We start from the raw sequence: 23,893 nt of genomic DNA on the forward strand, positions 1-23,893 counted from the left end.
CGCCTGCTGCCGACGCGGCTAGGAGTCATCACGGCTTCTTCGCGCCAGGCCGCCGCGACAGCGACCGGAAGTACTCGTTGACCATGTCGCGATAGGCCTGCGGCACATCGTCGGATCCGCCGAGCACCGGTCCCTCGCGCTCCTTGCCGGCGAGTTGTCGCCGCAGGCCAAACTCGAACTCGCGGAAGCCTTCGAGCACCGATCCGCGGAGGCGCTCCAGCTCCTCCGGATCGTTGAACGCCCGCCCTGCCTCGAGCTCGCGCAGGCGCGCAATCAGGCGATCGAGATCGGCCGTCGGAGTGCCAGAGCCGGCCAGGGTGTTTCGCAGGTCCTGCGCGGCCTCACGCTGCGACCGAAGCTCGCGCGAGAACTGTCGCGCGTCTTCCGCGGTGAAGCCAGCACCCGGGCCTCCCTGTCCGCTGCCACCAGCGCGGCCACCGGGCTGACGTTCGCCACTCGGCATCCCACCCCCCTGCTGCTGCGACGGAGCAAGTCCGCGCCGAGCACCCGCCCCCTGGCCCTGCTGCTGGCCACCGCCCTGACCCTGGCCTTGTTGTCCCTGACCTTGGCCCTGTCCCTGACCCTGACCTTGGCCTTGGCCTTGTCCCTGACCCTGGCCTTGTCCCTGACCCTGGCCTTGTCCCTGACCCTGGCCTTGGCCCTGTCCCTGCTGTCCTTGAGCCTGACCTTGGCTCTGACCTTGGCCTTGGCCCTGTTGGCCCTGCCCCTGTCCTTGTTGACCTTGGCCTTGTTGACCCTGGCCTTGTTGACCCTGGCCTTGCTGACCTTGCCCTTGCTGACCTTGCCCTTGCTGACCCTGACCCTGTTGCCCTTGCTGGCCCGTTTGCCCCCGCGCACCCTGCTGCTCGCCGTTGCGCGCGGCGCCCTGGCTCGAATCCGTCGCGCGGCGGTTGAGTCGCTCGCGCATCCGGTCGTCGATCGAGGTGAGACCGCGCACCAGATCGCGCGCCTGTGCGAGCGAACGCTGTGAACGCTGCGCGCTGTCACTGCCCGCGCGGGCACCTCCGGCCACGCGCGCGAGGCGGGAACTCAGCGAGTCCAGGTCCGACTGGATCTGCTTCTCGAAGTTGTTGGCGTATTCACGCGACGGAGACGTCATGGTCCGTCGTGAGTAGTTGATGCGATCTTCGATGCGCCCACGACGGATTGCGTCGGCGGCTTCGCGCAGACCCGACGCGGCACCGGACTGCTGGGACTGAGCGCCGCGCGCCAGGCGATCGAGGTCGCGCTCGAGCGCGGACACCTCCTCCGCCATCGTCGCCTTGCGCTCGTCGGTCTGTTGCGCGCGCGCTCCACTCGTGCCCTGGCCCATCTGACTCACGTCCCGCGCCACATCGCGCTGTCGTTCGGAGAGCTCCTGCGCACGCCTGGCAGCATCCTGTGCGCCATTTGCCGAAGCAGACTGACGCGTCTCTTCGAGCAGTCGGCGTGCCTGTTCGAGTTGCTGTGAGGCGGCCGCACCGCCGCTGCCCTGCGACGTGCTTCCGCCCGACTGCGCAGCCGAACGCCGCATCTGATTGGCGGCGTCCTGAAGACGCCGCGCCGTCTCCTGCATCTCCTGCGAGCGTTGTTCGCGGGCCAGCCGCTCCAGTTGACGGGACAGATTCTCCGTTTCATCGGCGAGCTGCCGCTGCGACGACCCGCCACCACCACCGCCGCTCCCCTGCTGTCCGCGCTGGCGCTGTGCGTCGTTCTCCTGCTGTTGACGCGCGGCGAGTCGCTTGAGTCGCTCGAGGGTCTCGTCGACCTGCTGCTGAGCCTGTTCCTGCTGCCCGCGCTGCACCTGCTCGTACTGGTTGCGCAACTTGTCGTTCTCGAGCTCCAGCAGATCCGCGAGGTCCGACGCGTTCGCATCCTGACCGCCACCACCGCCGCCACCACCACCCTGCTGCATGCTGACGCTCACCTCACGGAACACGGCCTCCGCGCGCTCGAGCCATTGAAGGGCACGCTGTTCCGGCGGCAGCGCATCAGAGAGTTCGACCTTGGCCAGACGCTCCTCGGCGCCCTGCATTTCCTTTTTGGCTTCCGGCATGAGTTCCAGCAACTTCCGGAACCCGCTGTCGGCCGCCTGCACCGCGGGACGGCGCAGCCGCTCGATCAGTTCGTCGACGCGCTCGCGCAACCGGCCCTGAGCCAGATGAATCGTCGCGACGTCTTCGCGCAGCGTCACCACCGCGGTTCCGACTGAATCACGCTGGGCCTTGAAGGTTGCCGAAATGATCTCGCGCTGCTGTTGCACGAGGGCGCCCGGGTTCATCTCCTGTTGTCCGCCACCACCGCCACCGCCGCCCTGCTGGTTCTGCCGGAAGTCACGCCCGAACGGCCGCACCGTCAGGAAGTAGATGTCGCTCGCGGCCTTGTTGCCCGTCACACCCGGAGGCGAGCCCGGGCGCTGAACGCCGCTGTTGTCCCACGCCCGGGCGTAGTACGCAATCACGTCCCCCGCCTCGAGCGACAGCTCTTCGAGGAACAGGGTGTGTGCCGCCGTCATGTCGCGCAGCCGTCGGCCCTGACCGTCGGTGAGCGGCACCACCTTCTCCTCGCCGCCGTTCACGCGATACACCAGCTCCAACCGTCCGATGCCATAGTCGTCGGACGCCTGAGCCTCGATCAGCACCTCGTCGACGGTGCTCGGCCGAGTGTCGCGACCGGGTTTCGTGATCGTGACGGTCGGCGGACCATCTTCGAGCGCATCGACCACGTACTCCACCGAACCCGGCACCCGCGTCCCATCCTCGGCGTCGAGTTCCACTCGATAGAATCCGTCGTGATTCACCACGATGGTGGTGGCGAGCGTCGTGTCGTCCACCGGCTTGAGTTCGATGCGCGTCTTGCCGTCGTCGAGCACCAGGCGTCCGCCACGCACGGCGCGCGATGCGCGCACGCGGATCGTGGCACGCGTTCCGGTGAGCGCCGCGATGTCCCCACCATCCGGAATGGTCTCCACGGGGAGCCCGGTATACGCCGGGTAGCGAAGCGTCACGGACATGCCGCTGACCGCAGGCAAGTCGCGCACGGTGAGCTTGCCGACGTCCGACCGCACGCCGCTCGCCTCCACGAAGTACTCGGCGTCTTCGGCCACATCGAACAGGCGCGCCCTGAAGCTCACCGAGTCGGGCCCTGGACCCATCGGAATGCGTTCCCACTCGGTGCCCTGCCCTCGCCGGACGACGACTTCCACCAGTTCCGCCGAGAATCCGGAGAGGGACGCATCGATCTGGACATCGCTGCCGCGCGCCACCGTGGCGTCGCCCGGCTCCACGAAGACGGCGTACACGGGCGTGGAGGCCGGATTGCTCCAGGGCGTGAACATCAGCCGCGCACCCTGTCGGATGTACGACGGCCCGATGATCAGCAGGCTCGCCAGCGCGAGCAGCAGCAGCCCGGCGATCGTCAATCCACGGACGGTCAGGCCGCGCTCGAGTTGCGCAATCTCGTGCGCGCCGCGCATGCGACGCACGGCGTCGGCCACGAGGCCGCGCTCCAGCAGCGCGGAGCGCGACTCCTCAGCCGCGGGCCGCTGTTGGACTTCGACCGCTGAAAGCACCGCGCCGTCGAGCGACGGCACTCGCTCCTCGAGGTAGAGTGCCAGACGATCATCTGTGATGCGGCGCAGCAGCGGGTAGAGCACCCAGCGCACCCCCACCACCGCCGTCACGAGTCCGAGCAGTATCCGCGCCCACACCACGCTGGTCGGTGTGAACCGGAGTTGCTCCATCACCGCAGACGTCGCCCAGATGGTGACTCCAAGAGCCGCGATGACGACGGCAAGACCGATCGCGAGATGACGTACCCGCCATCTCCGTCGGGCTTCCGTCAGGGCGGCGCCGAGTTCCGACACCGGGTTCGTCCGTTCAGCGAGCATTCGCATGGGCGCTCCTAGACCGGTTCGAGACGGTTGGTGCTCGCGCGGCGGGCCACGATCCCCTCGACGAGGAAGATCACAGCGACCACCGCAAGAATGTACCACCACAGGGACTGCCGCTGCTCGCGTTCCTGGAGCTGGAGCATGGGATCTGCCACCTGACTACTCGCGGGCTGCGTGGCGGGTGCGAGCGCGTTGGTGAGGCGCAACACATCGAATGTGGCAAAGTCGAGCTCCGCTGGCGCGACGTTCACGGCGAGGAGCCTCGGCTCGGCGTTCGGCGTCCCGGACGGGCGAATCTGATACACGCCGGCTTCACGAAGTTCGAGTGCGGCGGGCGCGTCCTTGCCGCCGACAGCCAGTCGCGTACCTCGCGGCGAGATCACGCTCCATCGCGATGCGCCGGCGGTGCTGCTCCCTTCGAGATCCTCTGGACGCACAGCTTCGCCCACGGCATAGGCGCGCTTGCGATCCCGGTACGCCGCCGCGTAGCGCACGAGCTGATGCACGAACGGCAGGAACACGGGTTGCCGCGCGAGGTCATTCCAGTACCCGTCGAAGCTCGACCCCCAGGTGAGTACGCGCCCGCTGCCAAGATGATGTTCCACCAGGGCGGGCGCGCCGTCGTCGAATCGCGCGAGCACGCCGTCGGTGGTATCGATCGCCCGGTACCGGAAGAAGCGCGCCGACGAGAGATCGCCGCTGCGCGCGCCGCTGAACACGGACAGCGCCTGATGCCCGCGATCGATGACGCCGAGGACGGCGCCACGTTCACCGAGTCGATCCGACGGCGTCGCGATCTGCCCCGGCATCAGCGCTCTGGCCGCCGCCGGCCACTCGCGCGCCGAAGTCCGCTCGCCGAGGACGGTGAGCATGCCACCGCCCGCACGCACAAACGCCTCGACGCGTGCGGCGCCGAGTCCCGCCGGGAACCCGGCGTCGTTGAGAATGAGGACGCGGCGTCCCGCGAGGTCCGCCGGTGTCACCTGGTCGCTGCGGCGAACGAGCAGGTCGAACCCGGGAGCATCCCCGATCTCGAGCGCACGCGTGAGAAAGATGTTGCGCTCTGGCGGACTGTCCCGATGATCGACCACCAGCACCGGCACCGTCGGTGGACGAGAGAGCATGAAGTGGAACTCGTCGTCGCCGGCGAGGTCGTCGCTGTCGATCACCACGCGCGCCGGCACCGGTCGGTTTGGCACAGCAACGGAACCAAAGCTCACCGTAGCGCCGCCGTCCCCCGGGAGGTCAGCGGTTCCCCGAGCGACCTCGCGCCCACCGACTTCGAGCCGCGCGCGCACGGCCCGCTCCGCCGGACCGAGCCGCGCGAGTCGCGCCGTCACGTTGACGCGATTCACGTCGCCGTCGGGATCCCTCCGCACGTCGACACCTCGGACCGACCGGTCGACGACCGGACCGCTCACGTCGATGGGCTTCACTTCGGTGCCGGGCGGAACGGTGATCTCATCGGTGAGATCCCAGCTGGTGCGCTGGAAATCGCTGACCACAACGAGGCGCAACCGCGGCAGCTCGCTCGACGAAAGGACGCGGCCGGCGAGCGTGACGGCCGGTGCGAGGCGCGTGCCTTCGTCTCCGGGCGCAATCGAGTCGAACGCCGCCCGAAGCTGGGCCTTGTCGCCGCTCGGTTCGTTCACGGCGGTCGCATGTCGGTCAAAGGGAATGACCGTCAGCCGGTCGGCCGGGTCGATCGCGTCGATGACACGTCGCGCCTCGACCTGCGCGCGCGACCATCGATCGCCGTATTTCATGGAGAACGATCGATCGACAAGGAGCACGATCTCGGTGCCCCTCCGCGAATCGCCGGCCGCCGCACCACGCCGCGCGAAGACAGGCCGAGCGAACGCGAGCGCCGCGAGCGCGACGATGGCACACCGCGCAAGAAAGAGCAGCCAGTCCCGGATCCGCTGCCGCGCCGAAAACGGATACGGCGTCCGGCGGATGAACATGAGCGACGGGAACGCCACCGCGTCCTTCTTCTCCTTGTGCACGAGATGCACGAGGAGTGGCACCACGACCGCGGCGGCCGCCGCGATGAAGATCGGCGCGAGGAGTGCGAGCGGGATCATCGCACCGTGCGCATGCGTTCGCGCTTTACCAGGTACTCGAACAACATGCGATCGAGCGGTTGGGACGTATCGACGAGCGCGTAGTCGACCTGGTTCTCTCCAAGCACCTTGGCCATGCGCGCCACATGGCTCCCGATCGCTTCGAGATACTCCTCACGAAGCTTGCCGGGAATGACCGGAACGCGCATGCCGGTCTCGACATCACGAAAGGTCGTGGCATCCGTATACGGCAGGGTACGCTCGGCGCTATCAAGGATGTGGAACACGATCACGTCGTGGCCGCCGTCGCGCAGCGGCGCGAGGGCCTTCACCACCACCTCGGGCGCCTCGTACAGATCGGACAAGAGCAGAAAGATGCCGCGCCGCGTCTGGTTCTCGGCGACGCGCTGGAGCGGCGCGGTGAGGCCTCCCTTGCCGCGGGCTTCCGCGCGGTCGAGCGCATGCAGTACGTGACTCAGGTGTCGCGCCGACGGCGGCACAATCTCGCGCACGGCCTCGTCAAAGGTGACCAACCCGACGCGATCGCGCTGACGGTGCGAGAAATACGTCAGGCACGCGCCGAGGAACTTGGCGTACTCGAGCTTCGTGAGTCGCTCGTGCCGAAAGCCCATCGACGCCGAGGTGTCGAGGAGCACCGTGAAGTTGGTGTTCGTATCGGCTTCGAAGGTCTTGAGGTAGTAGCGCTCCGTGCGTGCATACACCCGCCAGTCGATTCGGCGGATGTCGTCGCCCGGCATGTACGCCCGATGCTGCGCGAAATCCGTGGAGAACCCGAGGTGCGGCGATCGGTGCAGACCGGAGATGAAGCCCTCCACCACCCAGCGGGCGACAAGCTCCAGGTCACCGATGCGGCCCAGGATGGCCGGATCGATGAACTGCGCTCCGGGCATGCCGGCGTCGCGGTCCGTACTGGTCGGTGGATGCGGGGTGGTCACGATGAGGAGGTGCGCGCGAGCAAGGGAGTCGACCGAAATGAGCAGGCTACAAATGCGCCTTGGGACGTGGCACCGCTTCGATCAGTCGGCCGATCAGAGAGTCGGTGGTCACGCGCTCGGACTGTGCATGGAAGTTCGTGAGGATGCGGTGACGAAGCACGGGCGGTGCCAGGGCGGCGATGTCCTCGAATGACACGTGGTAGCGCCCGTGCATCAGCGCACGCGCCTTGCCGCCGAGGACCAGATACTGCGCGGCACGCACCGACGCGCCGTAGGTGACGTACTGTTTGATGAAATCGGGAGCCGTTCCGCTCGCTGGGCGGGTGGCGCGCACGAGGTGCACGGCATACCGGGCGACGGACTCGGCCACCGGCACCCGCCTGACGAGTCGCTGGAACGCCACGATGTCCTTCCCCGTGATGGCGTGCTGGAACTTGTGCGACTGGATCGCGGTCGTGGACTGCACGACCTGCAGCTCCTCGTTCTCCGTAAGGTACTCGATCACGACCTGGAACATGAAGCGATCGAGCTGCGCCTCGGGGAGTGGGTACGTCCCTTCCAGCTCGATGGGGTTCTGCGTCGCAAAGACGAAGAACGGCGGCTCCAGCTGGTAGGTGCGCCCCTGCACCGTCACGCGGTGCTCCTGCATGGCCTCCAGCATCGCGGACTGCGTCTTGGGTGGCGTGCGGTTGATCTCGTCGGCCAGCACGATGTTGGCAAAGACCGGCCCCGGCACGAAGGCCATGCGACGCCGCCCCGACTCCGGATCCTCCTGGATGATGTCGGTGCCCGTGATGTCCGACGGCATGAGGTCGGGCGTGAACTGGATGCGCGAGAACTTGAGGTCGAGCACCTGCGCCATCGTGTGAATCAGCAGCGTCTTGGCCAGGCCGGGCACGCCCACGATCAGGCAGTTGCCTCCCGCAAACAGCGCGATCAGCGCCTGTTCGATCACCGGCTCCTGGCCGACGATGAGCTTGCGCAGCTCGGTCATGATCGCCGCGCGTCCGTCGCGCAGGCGATCGGCGAGGGCAATGTCATCGGGCGCCTCGAGCGCCACGCCGTCCTGTGTGGTGGTGTTCACTCGTCTCTCGGGGTCAGTGGGTCATCGCGTAGATCACGTAGTTCACGGCCAGCTTGTACGCCTCGTTGGTCAGCGAAATCGGCAGGAAGCCTTCGTCCGAAAACTCCATGTAGTCGCCGATGTCGTTGTTGTAGTTGGCAATCATCACCAGGCGTTTGGTCGGATCGTTGTCCTCGTAGGCACCGAGGAACTGGGAGGGCACGCCCTGCATGGGGTGGGTCATCTCCAGCGACTCGATGTGGAAGAAGGAGTCGAAGATCTGGTTCCCGAGTTCGAGCGGCACGATCTTGAGCGACGGGAACGCCTCGCGCCACCGGGCCTCGAAGTTGTACCAGTGCTCTCCGGCAAAATCGTCGAAGATGATGAAGCCGCCCTTGGCCACGTAGTCGCGCACGCCCTGCAGTTCGGTCGGCGACATCGTCCAGAAGCCGGGCTCCGACACGTAGGCCACGGGGTACTTGAAGAGCTCCGGATCGTCGAACGGCAGGATGTTGCTGCCATCCATGCGCGGCCGCACCCCGGTGACTTCCTGCAGGATCTTCATGAAGTGCGACTCGGCCCGCGGATAGTCGTGGTCCCACTTGAGGTCCCACGAACCGCCCAGTGGCTCGAAGCGTACGCGCACGAACGTGAATCGCCCGTCGTAGGTGACGTTGGGGTTCGGGTTGTTGCCCGGCGACCCGCGAAAGCGCCGCTGCGCCGCCAGGGTAAGGGGCAGGACCACGGCAAGCACGATCCCGATGCGAAGCCAACGCCTGGTCATCATGGTGCCTCCGGCTTGCGGAGAGTGAGCAGCAGTTCCTGGGCCTTTTCGTAGTTTGGCGCAAGATCGAGCGCGCGCAGGACCTCGCGCCGTGCCGACGCCACATCACCGGCGGCCGCGTACGCCACCGCCAGCTGGTAGAGCGCGCCCGCACGATCCGAGGGCTGCAGGGCTACGATGGCGCGTCGCGACCGGATCGCGACCTGGTGCTGCTGCGTGGCCCCCGCCAGCACGGCGAGCGAGTCGTGCACCGACACGTCGAACGGCGTGATGAACACGCTCCGCTCGAGGGCGGCCAGGGCCCCACGCGCGTCACCCGTCGCCCGACGGAGTCGCGCGAGCTGCAGGTTCTCGGCAAAGGCCGACTCGTTGCGATCACTGATCGCCGACAGTTCGGCGATCGCCTGAGCCGTATCGCCCCGCTTGAGCTGGATCGAAGCCAACATGTGGTATGCGCTTCCCTCGTCGGCCCACCCGGGAAAGAGACGCTTGGCTGTCGTGAGGTAGGTGATCGCCTCGTCCATTTTGTCGTCAGCCGCCGCGCGCGCGGCGCTCCGCATGGTCTCCGCGAGCGGCCCCTCCCACGGCACACCCTCTTCGTCGATGGCGCGGCGGGCTTGTCCACCCGGGGCCGACTTGCCCTCCACCGCGCGGAACTCCGCCGCAAAGCGCTGCCGGAACCAGGTATCGAATCGTCGGTCGAACTCTTCCGCGTTCGTGCCCACCACCGCGCTGAAGGCCTCGGCGCTGGTGCGACCCTGCTTGTACCCCTCGAGCAACCGACGAATGCCCGCGATCCCGTGCGTCTGTTCGATCATCTCGCACACGTAAGACGCCAGCGAGTACGAAAGCGGCACCTCCATCGCGAAGCGCGGGCGCATGAAGCCGTCGTTCAGCCGCGAGACCGGCTGCAGCAGGCCTCCCTTGTACGCCGCGATCAGTGATGGCGACACGTCACTGCCCCACCCCGCGCGCGCCCGCCGCTCCTCGTGAACAGAGAGCCCCTCGGACAGCCAGCGCGGGATCCGGTTGTCCGTGGCCCCGAGCGTCACCGTGTGCGCCAGTTCGTGCCACAGCGTGGATCCCCAGTTGAACTCTCCCACCTTGCGCGCGGCGGGTGAGTCCATCGCGACGACGCTGCCGAAGCTCACACCCAGTGCGCCGAGCCCGGCGAGGCCAACGGTACGCACCGAGAAGTCCGCGTGACTCCGAAAGAGCTCGACGCGTACGGGCGTCGCCGGCCGGTAGCCATAGCGCGCCGACAGCGAGTCGTACGCCATCTCGGCCAAGGGCCCGACGAAGAGTTCGAGAATCGGGGCATCCCGGGTCTCGACCGCGAGGACGAACCGCGGCGTCTTGACCTCCGTGTAGTCCTTGAACGTGTCGATGAGGTCGAGCGTGTTCTTTACCCACACGTCGTACGGATCCAGCGCAAACGCGCGCTGGAGCGTGGCGCCGCCTTCGCTCACCTGGCCGAGCCGCATCTGGTTGATGCCGAGCAGGGCCAGTGCGCGCGCCGACTTCGGATCCCGATCGACGCCGGCCCGGGCAAAGATCGTCGCCTCGCGATACAACCGATTGCGTGCCGCAACGTCCGCCAGTACCACCTCGGCGTCGGCCGAGCCGACGAGCCGACCGTGCGCGCGCTCGAGGGCGGCCTGGTGGCCGGCGCGGTCGCCCGCGAGATAGCGTGCGGCGGCGAGGACGATGAGGGGCGCGGGGGCCGTGGAGTCGACGACGAGTCCCTTGCGCGCCTCGTCGCTCGCATCAGCGTAGCGCTCCACATCGATCAGCTGCATCGCGGCGCGCGCACGTGCTTCGGGCGATTGCCCATTCACCGCGAGACTCCGCGCCACCAGCTCCGCCCCGTTGCCGCGGCCGTCAAACGCCATGAGCTCGGCCTTGGCCAGGAGGGCGCGAGGGTGGTTCGGGTTCACGGCCAGGACGGCGTCGATCGCCTGCTGCGCGTCCTGGCCATTGAACTTGTCGAGGAACATCTCGCCGAGCTGGACGAGCCCTTCGAGTTCCAGCGTGTCGCGCGCGTTGGCCTCGTCAAACGCGCGCAGCGCGTCCTTGAAAAGTTGCGGGTCGTTGCGCCCAAGCATGCGACACGCCATCGCCACGGCTCGCAGGTCCGAACCGGTGAGCGTGGCCCGGTGCGCGTTATAGATGTCAATGAAGCGGTCGAACTGCTGCTCGGCCGCGGCATGTTCGCCGCGCTCGAATGCGAGCAGCGCGACCTCATAGCGCGCGAGCAGGGAGTCGGGCCCCTGGAAGGCGGACTGAAACGCGCGCTCGGCCTCCGCCAGCCGTCCACGTGCCTTGAGCGCGTAGCCACCTGGCAGGCCCACGCGAGGCGCCAGTGCGGCGCGTGCGCTCAAGCGAGCGCCCACCTGCACCGCCTCGTCCACGCGACCGACGTCGACCAGCGCACGGAGCAGGGTGACCGCAGCGACCGCATCTCCGCTGTCGGCGGCGAGGCGCTGCTGAGCGGCCTCGATCGCGTCGGCATATTTGCCCGTGCGGTAGAGCGCCGACGCTGATGCGAGCGCAGGCGACCCCGCACCTTCCTGGCCGCACGCGGCCAGAGGCGCGAGCACAGCGCCGGGCAGCAAGGCACAAGCGATCCGCAGCGAGCGCATCATGGCTTGCGGGGCTCCAGCGCCCGAATGGCGCGCGTCGTCTCCGCGAGTTCGACCAGCAACGGTTCGAGAGCCTTCTGGTACGCGTCTTCGGTCATTTCGGTGCGGCGGCCACGCAGGGCGTCGATGCGGGCCTCGATGGCACTCCGCTTCGCGACGAGCGGGGCCGCGCGCGGGTCGGCCGCGAGCGCGGCGCCGCCAAGTGGCGCCAGGTGCATCGACCTCGCGAGTCGTCCGTCCGGGCCCTTGTCGCCGGCATCCGCGTGCCCCGTTCCGTCGCCGTCGTCATCGAGCAACGGATGTTCTGTGGCCAGAAGTCCGCTGCTCTCGAAGCGCTTCTCCACTTCCCGCCGAGCGAACGTGAACGCTTCGAGCAGCGAGACGCGGCCGTCCTTGTCGGTGTCACCCGCGTCACTGGTCAGCGCACGCACGAAATGGCCGGGGAAGAACGTCTCGTTCTGCTCGCGCGCACTCCTGGTCGCCGTGATCACCACACGCCGAGGACCGCTCAGCGCCTTCACGAAGTCACCACTCGCGCTCGCGGTATTGATGAAGGCAATGGTGGCCAGACTCGGCCCGAGGATGCGTGCGAAGTCACCGGGCGTCATATCGGGCCCGGGCAGGTTGAAGCGCACCTCCTGCCCCTGCGCGCTCCCGTGCCCGAGCAATACCACGAACAGCCGGTCGCCCTCTCGCGCCGTCGCCACAATGCGCTGCAGCGTGGCCTCGATCGTGGCTTTCGATGAGCGACCCCTGATCCGGCGAGCATCGCGCGTCGAATCCTCGGCGAGGTAGTACGTCATCGAGTCGGGGATGCCGAATCGGGCGCCCGCAGCATTCACGAGGAGTGTTCCCCACTGGGCAAAACTGTCGGCAAATCGCTTCTCACCGCTCACGCCGGACACCACCACGAACCACGTGCGCGCCAGCGGCTGTTCCCGCACGAGCGCGCCGGGTTCCTGTCCAACGCTCAGCCCGAGCACGGCCGTCAGCAGCATCGTCAGCCGCATCATGCGAGCCCGCGCCTCCGCCGCAGCACCCACTCGCCCCCAAGGGCCAGCAGCAGCAGGATGAGGACGAGCGGCATGTCCCACAGGTCGTTCTGTTTCACGACCGTGGATCCGCTTGGGCTGTAGACGATATCGCGTGCGATGTCGCCCGCCGTGGCCGGCGTGTAGTAGCCTCCGCCAGTCTCCGAGGCCACCTGCCGCAGCAGGGTCGCACGCAGTTCGGCGCCGAAGTGCTCGTCCGTCGGTTCTGCGACCCTGACGTAGCCCGCGCGGCTGGCCGTGGTATCGCCCCTGGCGACCGACCGCAGCGTCACCTCGTGCACCCCCTGTCGATCCGGCACGAACGACGCGCTGTACTCGCCGTCGCGGTCCACCATCCAGTCGAACGCCATGTGGGACGTCGTGCCACCGGGGCCGGCGACATCGCCGCTCACCGACGCTCCGTTCGATCGGAGGAAGGCCTTGTCACTCACGAGCGCCTCCACGCGCACCGCCTCGCCGGGCCCCGATTCCTCGGGCACGGCGACCTCCACGCGATCGGGAACATCGCTCACCAACCAGCACAGCATCTGCCGCCAGAGCGTTTCGTGCGTCGAGTCACTGACCGCCACCGAGGCGTGCATCTGCCAGAGCCACGTGTCCTGGGCCGCGAGGCCGAGCACGCGCCCGCGCCCGAATCGCTGCACCGCGAGCAGGGGCCGCGTCGTGCGGCCGTCGGCCATCAGGCCGTTGAGCAGCACGGTCGCGCCAGGCTTGGTCCGCAGCAGCGTGTTGACGGTGGTGAGCGGTGGAAGTGAGTCCCAGACCGCCGCCATCACCGAGTCGTTAGGCCCGATCTGCAGGGCCGGGTGCAGCGAGCCAAGCGGTGTTGGTCGCGCCCGAATCTCGCGCGCCAGCGTGTCGGGCGTGCCGAGGCCGAGTTCGAACGGAAACGCGTCGGAGAGCGGCGTCCCGGCGTAGCCGCCTTCGGTGAAGGACGAACGCCCTCCAAGAAAGAGCAGCCCGCCCCCGCGCTCGCTCACGAAGTCCGACAGCATGCGCAGCTGATCGGCCGTGAAGAAGCTCGCCTCGATGCTGCCAAGCACGATGCCACGGTACGCAAACAACGCGTCTCGCGTCGTGGGAAAGCCGGCCGCGAGTTCCAGCGAATCGTCCACACCAAGCCGCAGGAACTTGTCCTTCGCCGAGCGCAGCAGCGACACGAGCTGCACGTTGGGGTCCCCGCTCACGGCGCGACGCGCAAAGGACAGTTCGAATCGCGGCTCCCCTTCGAGGTACAGGATCTTCTCCTTGCGATCGCGCACCACGAGCAACGTGCGCCGCTCGTTGTTCTCCTTCACCATCTCGCCGGATTGAACCGGCACGTGGACGCGGAGCAGGCGCGCGCCCGTTTCGGTCGCCGGAACCCGGACACGCACCTGCACCGCCTCGCCGTCTTTAGGCATGGTGACCGTCGCCGACCCCACGATGCGCCCGGAATCCTCCACCACCACCGGCAGCGCCGTGCCTCCCAGGCCTCGCTGCACCACCACCACGTTCAGGAGCACCGTTGAGTTCTTGAGCACGCTCCGCGGCGCGTCGATCCGCGCGATCTCCACATCGCGCTCGAAGCGGGGCGATCCGATCCCCACGGCGTAGACGGGAACGCCACGCGACCGCAGCGTCAGCATCTGCTCGGTGAGACCCGCGCCGGAGCCGGAGGTCGTGGAGTTATCGGCGCCATCGGACAGCACGACGATGCCGGCGAGCGGGGCGCCCGCGAGTTCGTCCTGCACACGAAGCATCGACCCCATCAGCCGCGTGCGAGTGCCATCGTAGGCGAGGGCGGCGGGGTCGCTCACTCGCCCCGACGATGAAACGCGGTACACCCGGGTCTGATAGCGAGGCGCCAGGGCCTTCAGCAGGCTCGAATCCGCTGAGCCCACGAGCCGATTGACCACCGTGGAGCGCGGCGCCCCATCGACGTCCGCGATCCGCATGCTGCGCGAGTCGTCGATCAGCACCGCGACGATGTTGCGCTGGGCGACGCTTTCCGCGATGACCAGCACCGGCCGGGCGAGTGAAAACCCGAGCGCGGCCACCGCGACGATTCGCAGGGCCCCCAGGATCACGCGGTCGCTGCGACTCAGGAACTCGGCTCGGCGGGCATATTGCGCCACGGCCATCGCCGCGACGGCGGCCACGAGGAGCCAGACGATCCACACCGGAATCGGCGGAGCAAACGCCAGGCTCCCGCGGGCGAACGCGGCAGGACGGTACTTCAGCAGGAACTCGACCAGACCCTCCAACCTTCAACTCCCGCGCCGTGGGTGGCTCGTGGGCTGACGACGTCGCGTATGGTGCGTCGGTCGCGGCCGAGACGCGAGTTGTCGCTTCGCCAAGGTGTCGCCGAGGCACGGCCGGCGCCCCACGGCAGGGACGAGGCGCGCGATCGGCGTTGTGGATCCCCCACCCGAGCCGGAGGGGCCCGGGCGCTCGTCGTTAGGCGTCCGGGACCGGCCCGCGATCGGCCGCCCGGGGGCCATCACCCGTCGAGGTAGGCGCGCGACCTCAGCCACGACGGATCGGCGACCCTCGCACCGCAAACGGAAGCTGTTGGCACGTCATCTCCGTTGATGGTGATACCGGGACCGTCCCCCCGGAAGCGATCCCGATGAATCCGTCCCGCCTCCCCCGATCGATCCCGGCTCAGGATCCCGCAGGCCGACTCATCGGCGGGACACGAGAGAAGGATCGAGGTTGGCGTCTCGCTCGGCTTGCTACCCATGCCCGGTCACACGTTGTGGGCCGCCATGCCGCGGCGATGTTGACACGGCGTCAACGACCCTGATACCCGACAGCGCGCGCCGCCGACCCTCGTTCGGCGCCGCGGTGGCTTGAAACAGATCGCCGCGCCCCGGTGTGCGGGTGCGCGGCGAGTCTGACGCTGCCTTGCCTGAAGTGTTAACCGAGGCGCGACGCGACGTCGATGTGCGCGTCGCCCGCCTGCTTTCGATACGCCGAAAGCGCGTGCTGCAGGGCGAGCAAGGCAGAGGCTTCGAGGTCGTACTCCATGGCCAGGGACTTGAGTTCCGCCGGGCTCGCCGAGCCAACACGCCGCGTGGAGGCGTCCGTCGCCGTATGTCGCCGCTCGTAGTCCCGGCTGGCCTGCCACAAGGTAATGGCCTTGCGATACCACTCCTCTTCCTTGGAAGCCCCATTGATCGGCGCCTTCTCGTAGGCCTCAATGGTCTCCTGCAGGAGCGTATCGCACAGGCTGGCGACCTTGAGCGCGGCTCGCTGCTCCTCCTCGGCGGTCCCCGCCTCGACCAGCGCGCCGTATCGCTGCCGCTGGCGAACGCACTCCGCGGCGGCGCGGTAAAGGCGATCCGCCACGGCTCTGGGGCCGGCGATGATGGGGTTGTCCGACGTGATCGGCGTGTACTTGGAACGAGGCATGAGACCGCCAAGGCGGGATCCGGGGACGGGAAGTCTAGGCCGGTCACGGTACTGGCGAAAGCGCCCTGGCTGGGCCAGGGAGCCGTGACTGAGGCTCTGGGGAGCCGTCATTCTTGGGACCCTTTGATCCCGACGATGGACTTTCCTGGCTTCATAGAAGAGCTCGAACTGTTGGTACGATCCAGGTACGCCCTGGTGGTCATCGACACCTGGGAGATCGATCGCGCCGCCGAGGCAGTGCGCCACGTCGCCGCTCGACTCTCCCTGCACCATCACGAATGGTCGCGGAGCCGTGGAGTCTCCCGCGGCACCGGCGTGGGGGCGCCCATGATTGACGAAACGGCCGCCCCCATAGACGCGCTCCGCCACATCGAGCGAGAGGGGTCCGGCCTGTTTCATCTCCCGCTCCTTGGTGCCTTTCTCGATGCGCCCGAGGTGGTGGCGTGGGTTCACGAGGTCCTGGAGCGGTTCCGCATGCGGCGAGGGGCTTTGGTGATTTCCGGCCGGGACGTGCGACTCCCGGAGTCGCTGCGCCAACATGCCATTGTGGTTCGCCTGCCGGCTCCCAGCGCGGAGGAGTACCGCGATCTCCTCGAACGCGTGATTCGCGAGCACACCGCGCGCATGCCGGTGCGCGTTGAGCTCGAGCACGAGTCACGTGCCCGTCTGCTCCACAACCTGTTCGGATTGTCTCTCATCGAGGCCGAGAAGATCCTTACGCGCCTCCTTATGGCTGACGGCGTCTTGAGCGAGGCGGATATCGCGCGCATCGCCATCGCCAAGCGTCAGGCCGTCGAGCAGGACGGGTTGCTCGAGTACTGGACGACGGGCGAGGGGTTGTCACAGGTTGCTGGCCTGGACGGGCTCAAGCGCTGGCTGGGCAAGCGAAGGGCAAGTGTGTCCAACCCCGATCGCGCCGCCGCCTTTGGCCTGCCGTTTCCCAAGGGCATCTTGCTCACGGGGGTTCCCGGATGCGGCAAGAGCCTGTCGGCCAAGGCCGTGGCGCATGAGTGGCAGCTACCCCTGCTGCGGCTGGACCCGGGCGCGCTGTTCAACAAGTACGTGGGCGATACGGAGAAGAACTTCCGGCGGGCGCTCGCCACGGCGGAGCGCATGGCGCCCATCGTGCTCTGGATTGACGAGCTGGAAAAGGCGTTCGCCTCCTCAGGGGACCAGGATGGTGGCGTGTCGCAGCGTGTCCTCGGCGGTTTCCTGTCGTGGCTCCAGGAGCGACGGGGGGACGTGTTCGTGGTCGCCACGAGCAATGACGTGACCAGGCTCCCGCCGGAGTTCATCCGAAAGGGTCGGTTCGACGAGGTATTCTTCGTGGATCTGCCTAACGTGGACGCGCGGAGGGCGCTGTTCGAGCTGCACCTCCGGCGGCGGCGGCAGGACCCAGGCGCGTTCGACCTGGCAGCGCTGGCCAGGTCGTCCAGCGGATTCAGCGGCGCCGAAGTCGAGCAGGTCATCGTCTCCGCGCTGTTCGAGGCGTTTGCGCGAGGCGCACCGTTGTCGAGCGACCTCCTCCGTGCGGAATTGGGGACCACGCGACCGCTGTCCGAGACCATGGCGGAGCGCCTCGCCGCGCTGCGCGAATGGGCGAGTGAGCGCACGGTGAACGCCGATGGTCCCGTGTCACGGGCACGGAGTGTGGCCTGACCGCAGCGCCGGAGTGTGATGCAGGTCGCATTTTCAGTCATCGGGTGCGCAGATGAATGCTCGGTGGTGCATCTGCGCGAACTCCCTGTGGACAGAATCGCCCGTCGTTCCTACTTTCGTGGCGCATTCCCGGGCACCCTGCCGCGAGTCGTTAGGCGGTGGACCCCGTGTTGGAGATCCCCCCCTTCGGAGGCGTCGTGGTGAAAAAGATCGCACAGCTTGCAACGCTGGGCCTGGTGGCCGCTGCCTGTTCGGACGGCGCGGCGCCGGTAGGACCGAGTCGGCTGGCCCCGTACATCGAGCCCTCGGGTGACCTCACGGCCCAGCTGGTACCCGGTGAGTACATCGTGGTGCTGAACGACAACGTCGCGGATGTGGCAGGTGCGGCCGCGGCCTCCGGAGCCAACGTGATCGCCCGATGGGAGAAGGCCCTCAAGGGTTACGCGTTCCGCGGGAACGCCGAGCAGGTGCGCCTCGTGCGCGCCGACCCGCGCGTGAAGTCGGTGGAGCCCAACGGTCGGGCGACGATCGTCGCCACGCAGTCGCCCACGCCTTCATGGGGCCTGGACCGCATCGACCAGGCGAACCTTCCGCTCAACAACAGCTACACGTACCCCAACACCGCGTCGAACGTGCACGCGTACACGATCGACACCGGCATCATGGGCTCGCACAACGACTTCGGCGGCCGAGTGAGCACCACCAGCCGGTTCGACGCCATTACGCCGGGCGGCACCGCGAATGACTGCCACGGGCACGGCACGCACGTCTCCGGCACCATCGGCGGCACGGCCTACGGCGTCGCCAAGGGCGTCACGCTGCACGCCGTACGCGTGCTCGACTGCTCGGGCTCCGGCACGTGGCAGCAGGTCATCAGCGGCATCAACTGGGTGGCCGCCAACCGTGTTCTCCCGGCCGTCGCCAACATGTCCCTCGGCGGCAGCCTCAATACAGCGGTGAACCAGGCCACGGCCGGCCTCGTGGCCGCGGGCGTCTTTACGGCGGTCGCGTCCGGCAACAGCTCGGCCAATGCCTGCAACTACTCCCCGGCCAGCGAGCCGACCGCGACGACGGTGAACTCCAGCACCAACACCGACGCCCGCTCCAGCTTCTCCAACTTCGGCACCTGCACCGACATCTTCGCGCCGGGCAGCAACATCACCTCGGCATGGATCGGCGGCAACAACGCGACCAATACGATCTCCGGTACTTCGATGGCCACGCCGCACGTGGCCGGCGCCGGCGCGCTCTACCTGAGCGCAAACCCGAGCGCTACGCCGGCTCAGGTCGACGCCGCTCTCAAGGGCGGCGCCACGCTCAACAAGATCACGAACCCGGGCACTGGCAGCCCCAACCGCCTGCTCAACATCAGCTTCATCGGCGGCAATCCGCCCCCCAACAACAAGCCGCCGGTCGCCGACTTCACCATCACCTGCGTGACGACCAATCCGCACAAGTGCACGCTGAACGCGGCGCCCTCGACGGATGACGGTGGCTTCGGCAACCTTACGTTCACGTGGACCAATACGGTCGGCCGCCCCGCCAAGACCGGCACCAAGGTCAGCTACCTCACTTCCGTGCACTACGCGAATTCCTTCGACGTCACACTGACGGCGAAGGATTCGGGGAACCTGACGCACTCCGTGACCAAGACGGTGACCATCCCGTAGTCACACGCGTCGATTCGACGCAGGCAATGGGCGGTCCGGTCTCCGGGCCGCCCATTGCCATGCCCGCCTTGACCCGGGCGCCGCGCCCCCTCTCCGGCGCTCGACCACCACTTGGAGTCCTTGTTGAAGACGACAGTCCTGGCGCTTGGCGCCATGGTCGCCCTCGGTGCGTGCGCCGACGCGGTGGCCCCTGCTGGTCCCGCTCGACTCGCACCCCTGCTCCAGCCAGTGGGTGACCTCACCACCACCATCGTCCCCGGCGAATACATCGCTGTCATGGACGACCGCACCCCCGACGTGGCCGGCGCCTCGACCGAAGCCACGCAGGAAGGCGCCGCCATCATGGCCAAGTGGAGCGACGCCCTGCACGGGTTTGCGTTCCGCGGCGGCCCCGATGCCTTGCGGCGCGTTCGCGCCAACCGCCACGTCCGGTTCGTCGAGCCCAATCTCGTCGTTCGCACCAACGCAACAGCCCTGTCGTGGGGCCTCGATCGCATCGATCAGCCGGCGTTCCCGCTGAACAGTTCCTTCAACGCGCCAAACTCCGGCGCCGGCGTCCACATCTACATCATCGATACCGGCATCTTCCTGACACATACCGAGTTCACCGGTCGGCTGGGCAATGGGTTCGACGCCATCACCCCGGGTGGCAACGCCAACGACTGCCACGGCCACGGTACGCACGTCGCCGGCACCGCGGGCGGTACGAGCTACGGCGTCGCTCGTCAGGCAACGCTGCATCCCGTGCGCGTCATCGACTGCACGGGGAACGGCACCGACGCCCAGGTCATCTCCGGCATCAACTGGGTGGCCAGCCATCGGGTCGCACCCGCCGTCGCCAACATCAGCCTCGGTGGCTCGTACAGCGCGGCCATCAACCAGGCCACCAACGCGCTGATCAGCGCCGGTGTCACCACCGCTGTCGCCGCGGGGAACAGCGCGGTCAACGCGTGCTCCGAGTCGCCGGCGAGCACGCCCGCGGCGCTCACGGTGGCTGCCTTGAACCTCAAGGGCAACCACGCCGTCTTTTCCAACTCCGGTGCGTGCGTCGACCTCTACGCGCCCGGTGTCGACATCCGCTCGGCCTGGAATTGGAGCGCGACCGCGACGACGCTGGCCACGGGCACCTCGATGGCGAGTCCACACGTGGCGGGCGCGGCCGCGCTCTACCTGAGCGCCAACCCAGGCGCGTCCCCGGCCACGGTCGCGAGCGCTCTGCTCGCGCTTACGGTCTCCGGTCAGGTGGGCAAGCTGCCGGTGGGAACGCCTAATCGGCTGCTGCAGGTGCAGGCGATCAAGGGCGGTGGGTCACCGCCGCCTCCTCCTCCGCCTCCGCCGCCCACGAACGCCGCGCCCGTTGCGAACTTCACGATCTCGTGCGTGAAGACCACGCGCACCAGCAAGTGCGTGCTCGACGCAGCGGCATCGACAGATGACGGCGGGACGGCGAACCTCACCTTCGCGTGGTCGAACACGGTCGGCCGACCGGCCAAGACCGGCTCGATCGCCGTGTATTTCATCTCGTCGGGCGAGTACCCGGACACCTTCGACGTTACGCTGACGGCCACTGACAAGGGCGGCCTCTCGCACGCCGTGATCAAACGGATCGCCATTCCCTGAACACGCTTTACATCTGTTTCGAACGGCCGCCCACACACTGGGCGGCCGCTTCGTCTTACGCCCCCGGTGCCGCACGAGATGCGATCGCACGCCACGCCGCGACGTCGCGGATCAGCAGCCGAAACCAGGGCGTCCAGGATTCCGGGTGCTGCACGGCCGCCTCGATCACGGCCTCCAGCGAGACGAAGTCCACGGCCTCGACCTCGCCGAGCGCCGGACGCGCTGCGTCCCGAACTTCGGCGATGAATACATGGTCGAGCTCGTGTTCGACCAGGCCATCGCCAACCGTCGCGCGATAGGTGAACGACCACGCATGCTGCAGCGCGTGCAGCTCGATTCCGAGTTCCTCGCGCGCGCCACGACGCGCGGCGCCTTCGAGCGACTCTCCGATGCGCGGGTGCGTGCACGCCGTATTGGACCACTGGCCACCCGAGTGATACTTCGCGCGAGCGCGCTGCTGCACGAGCAGGCGACCGTCCGGTGCGAAGGCAAACACCGAGACGGCGCGATGAAGCAATCCACGTCGGTGCGCGTCGAGCTTTTCGCACACCCCGATCGGGCGATCGTCCGCGTCCACGAGGATGACCTCGAGCGCTTCCGTTGGGTCAGACATCGCACGCCCGGTCGACGAGGATCACCGCGAGCGCGTCCGTTGCTTCAGGCATCACGCGCCGAGGCAATGTGGGTCAACGAACCACGCTGGTGCTGCCGCCATTGCTGAACGCCAGCTGCAGGCGGCGCGGGGCTGCCGGCAGGTCGAGGCGACCGCCCTGACCGAAGGCCAACAGTTCGCCAGTACTCCCGTCGCGCACCAGCACGTGCGAGGCCTCGCGCGCGTCCCAGCGAACATGCGTGCCGCGTTGGTCGCGCTCCATGCGCACCACGGGCGCGCCGCCGGCGTCGATTCGTCGCTCCGCGGTGAGGCCGCGCGCCGCCACGCGCACACGAAGCGCTTCATTGCCAGCGTTCACCGGCACGACGGCGACAAACGACGGGGGCCCACCGTGGTCTGGCTGCAGGAGCGCCGCGCGCTGTGTGCCCACGACCACGCCGCGCGCATCGATCACTTCGATGACGATACTCTCCGCGGCTGGCGGCCTCGGCTGGGGTGTCGGCACCGATTCCAGGCGGAAGAGCGGGTCGATCAGCGCTTCGTTGCGGCCAAGTTCACCGCGTACCAGCAGCGCCGGACCGGCGGGCACGGCGAGCGCACCGGCGAGGGCCTGACGCCCGGCAATCATGCGGCGGTACGTGTAGTCGCTGATCCAGATCGGGCGGCAATAGCTCATCAGATCGCGGGCATCACCCCCGATCGCTCGCACCCTGCCCCCCGCAAGCGCGCCCGAATACACGTCCCAGCCGTGTGCACCGATCTGGGCGTCCACGTACGGGAACAAGGGATCGGGACCCGCAGGGTTTCCGCAGGGTGCATGCGGTCGGCCGAAGTTGTGCCCCAGCTCGTGGGCGACAGTCTCCCGCGCCTGAGGTTCTCGATTGAACCACCCGACCTGGATGCTGAGCGCCGTCCAACCCGAGATGAAGCCGAATCCACCAAACGTCACGTTGGTGACGCCGGCGCCGGGTCGCACCACGCCGTAGTAGTGACCGCGAAAACCATCAACGACGCGCTTCCCTTCCAGCTCACGCAGCATCGAGCGCCACGCGGCATCACCGCCGTTCGCGAACACCGTGTTGGTGGTGAAGGGTTGCCCGACGCGCGCGTTGATGCGGCCCAGCGGGAGCAGTTGCCTCGCGGTGATGAGGTACTGATCGAGGTTCGCCGCGGTCACGTTGCCGATCGTTCCGCCGTCGCCGGCGAGCACGACGGGCACGAAGGTGACCTCCAGCGGCGGCACGTCGAGCGTGATGACCGGACTCGCCCCCGTGCGCGGAAAGCGATTGTTGGCCCGCAGCGTATCAGGGACCAACTGCTCCGCGTCGACCTCGGCATGACACTGGAAGGTCGGAGTCAGCCGCGCGTTGGGCATCACCAGCTGCGCGGCGGGCGCGTCGCCGGTCGCGATCGACGGCAGCGCCGCGTCGACGCGCGCACTGTCTTCCCAGCGCACCGCTGCCCCCTCACCGCACCGCACCCGCACCCACGCGTCTGGCGCAATCGCGGCGTCCGCCGTGAGGTAGACGTTCACGGCCACGGGCAGGCCGCCGTTGCGAATGATGGGTACCGTGTTCGAATCGTTCTGCACGACCTGCACGAACGAGAGTCCGGTCACGGCGAGGTCCAGAGCACCCGCAACCCGCAACGTCTGGGATGCGGTGAGCGTGTCCACGCGCACGCGTATGGTGGTCGACCCCGCGCGCAGCGCCGTCACGCGGCCGGTGGCGTCAACCGTTGCAATCGAGGGATCGTCCGTGCTCCACGTGCGCGTCCAGCCCGCGGCCTCGGCGCCGAGCGAGTCCAGCGCGGTGATCCTGAACGTCGACTGGCGGCCCAGAAGCAGCTCGGCCACGCTTCCCGAGAACACGATGCGGGAGACCGGAACGAGCGCGACATCGACTGCAATGATCGCGGTGGTGGTGCCGGCGCTTGCGCTGATCACCGCCTGACCAGCGCCGACCGCCGTCACCACGCCACTCGCGCTGACGCCGGCCACCGTGGCGTCGGACGATTGCCAGGCAACGGCGACCCCAGGCAGCACATTGCCTCGCGCGTCAAGGGCGCGCGCTTGCACGGGCTGTGACCCACCCACCCGTAGCGCGAGCATGGTCGTGCTCAGTTCGATGCGCGCCACGGAAGGTGGCGGCGTCGGACCGTCGCCCGAGCACGCGACCACGCCGAGCCATGCCAGCGGAATGGCGCGGCGCCGTAGCCAGCGGGTGAGTGCGGAAGCGATCACGAGGCGCGGTTCAGGACGGCGATACGGAAAACGTGTGACTCGCATCGCACCCGATCGACACGGGGCCATCGAGCCTACCCCAGCCATTCTCGCGACCCGATCGCTGGCAGTATCGGCTATTCGATACGCCTGCCTGAGCCACGGCCCGCGGCACGACAAGCGCTTCGAAATGCCGTGCGATGATGATCGTCTAGTCCCCGGTCACGTTCGAGCCGCGAACAACAGGGGCGCCGCAACAGTT

The 23,893-nt window shown here is 68.0% G+C and carries 14 protein-coding genes; 3 read left to right on the top strand and 11 right to left on the bottom strand.

All coding sequences use genetic code 11. The features are described from left to right. Positions 1 to 28 precede the first annotated feature (28 nt). From IT361_12640 to IT361_12680, 9 genes are all read right to left on the bottom strand, one after another. Positions 29 to 3,895, bottom strand: a complete 3,867-nt coding sequence (locus IT361_12640; protein MCC6318524.1) for a DUF4175 family protein — start codon at positions 3,893 to 3,895, stop codon at positions 29 to 31. An 8-nt stretch (positions 3,896 to 3,903) separates the two neighbouring features. Continuing rightward, a complete protein-coding gene (locus IT361_12645; protein ID MCC6318525.1) occupies positions 3,904 to 5,976 on the bottom strand; it encodes a BatA and WFA domain-containing protein in 2,073 nt (690 codons plus the stop codon). After that, positions 5,973 to 6,911: a DUF58 domain-containing protein gene (locus IT361_12650; GenBank protein ID MCC6318526.1), complete on the bottom strand. Its 939-nt coding sequence runs from the start codon at positions 6,909 to 6,911 to the stop codon at positions 5,973 to 5,975. Before IT361_12650 ends, IT361_12645 begins: the two co-directional genes overlap by 4 nt. A 46-nt stretch (positions 6,912 to 6,957) precedes the next feature. After that, positions 6,958 to 7,905 (bottom strand): MoxR family ATPase, encoded by a 948-nt coding sequence (locus tag IT361_12655; GenBank protein MCC6318527.1) that lies wholly within the window; start codon positions 7,903 to 7,905, stop codon positions 6,958 to 6,960. A gap of 103 nt (positions 7,906 to 8,008) precedes the next feature. Further along, on the bottom strand, positions 8,009 to 8,761 hold the full coding sequence (locus tag IT361_12660) for a DUF4159 domain-containing protein (GenBank protein ID MCC6318528.1): 753 nt from the start codon (positions 8,759 to 8,761) through the stop codon (positions 8,009 to 8,011). Then, positions 8,758 to 11,403: a tetratricopeptide repeat protein gene (locus tag IT361_12665; protein ID MCC6318529.1), complete on the bottom strand. Its 2,646-nt coding sequence runs from the start codon at positions 11,401 to 11,403 to the stop codon at positions 8,758 to 8,760. The genes IT361_12660 and IT361_12665 overlap by 4 nt, the downstream gene beginning before the upstream one ends. Next, entirely contained in the window at positions 11,400 to 12,413 is a 1,014-nt protein-coding gene (locus IT361_12670) for a hypothetical protein (protein ID MCC6318530.1), read from the bottom strand. The genes IT361_12665 and IT361_12670 overlap by 4 nt, the downstream gene beginning before the upstream one ends. Then, positions 12,410 to 14,698: a hypothetical protein gene (locus tag IT361_12675; protein ID MCC6318531.1), complete on the bottom strand. Its 2,289-nt coding sequence runs from the start codon at positions 14,696 to 14,698 to the stop codon at positions 12,410 to 12,412. The genes IT361_12670 and IT361_12675 overlap by 4 nt, the downstream gene beginning before the upstream one ends. Positions 14,699 to 15,353: 655 nt before the next feature. After that, positions 15,354 to 15,848: a hypothetical protein gene (locus IT361_12680; protein MCC6318532.1), complete on the bottom strand. Its 495-nt coding sequence runs from the start codon at positions 15,846 to 15,848 to the stop codon at positions 15,354 to 15,356. A gap of 135 nt (positions 15,849 to 15,983) precedes the next feature. On the opposite strand from IT361_12680, the gene IT361_12685 reads away from it, so the two are divergent. From IT361_12685 to IT361_12695, 3 genes are all read left to right on the top strand, one after another. Next, positions 15,984 to 17,507 (top strand): AAA family ATPase, encoded by a 1,524-nt coding sequence (locus IT361_12685; GenBank protein MCC6318533.1) that lies wholly within the window; start codon positions 15,984 to 15,986, stop codon positions 17,505 to 17,507. Positions 17,508 to 17,704: 197 nt separating this feature from the next. Continuing rightward, entirely contained in the window at positions 17,705 to 19,177 is a 1,473-nt protein-coding gene (locus IT361_12690; protein MCC6318534.1) for a S8 family peptidase, read from the top strand. A gap of 123 nt (positions 19,178 to 19,300) precedes the next feature. After that, positions 19,301 to 20,797 carry a S8 family peptidase gene (locus tag IT361_12695; GenBank protein MCC6318535.1) on the top strand — a complete coding sequence of 499 codons (1,497 nt, stop codon included), beginning with the start codon at positions 19,301 to 19,303 and terminating at the stop codon, positions 20,795 to 20,797. A gap of 55 nt (positions 20,798 to 20,852) precedes the next feature. Here IT361_12695 and idi read toward each other — a convergent pair whose 3' ends face one another. Both idi and IT361_12705 read right to left on the bottom strand, forming a co-directional pair. Further along, positions 20,853 to 21,410: an isopentenyl-diphosphate Delta-isomerase gene (gene idi / locus IT361_12700; protein ID MCC6318536.1), complete on the bottom strand. Its 558-nt coding sequence runs from the start codon at positions 21,408 to 21,410 to the stop codon at positions 20,853 to 20,855. Between the two features lie 73 nt (positions 21,411 to 21,483). Next, positions 21,484 to 23,652: an Ig-like domain-containing protein gene (locus IT361_12705; protein ID MCC6318537.1), complete on the bottom strand. Its 2,169-nt coding sequence runs from the start codon at positions 23,650 to 23,652 to the stop codon at positions 21,484 to 21,486. Between the last annotated feature and the right edge of the window lie 241 nt (positions 23,653 to 23,893).

This window comes from Gemmatimonadaceae bacterium (assembly GCA_020846935.1).
Classification (GTDB): Bacteria; Gemmatimonadota; Gemmatimonadetes; order Gemmatimonadales; family Gemmatimonadaceae; genus RBC101.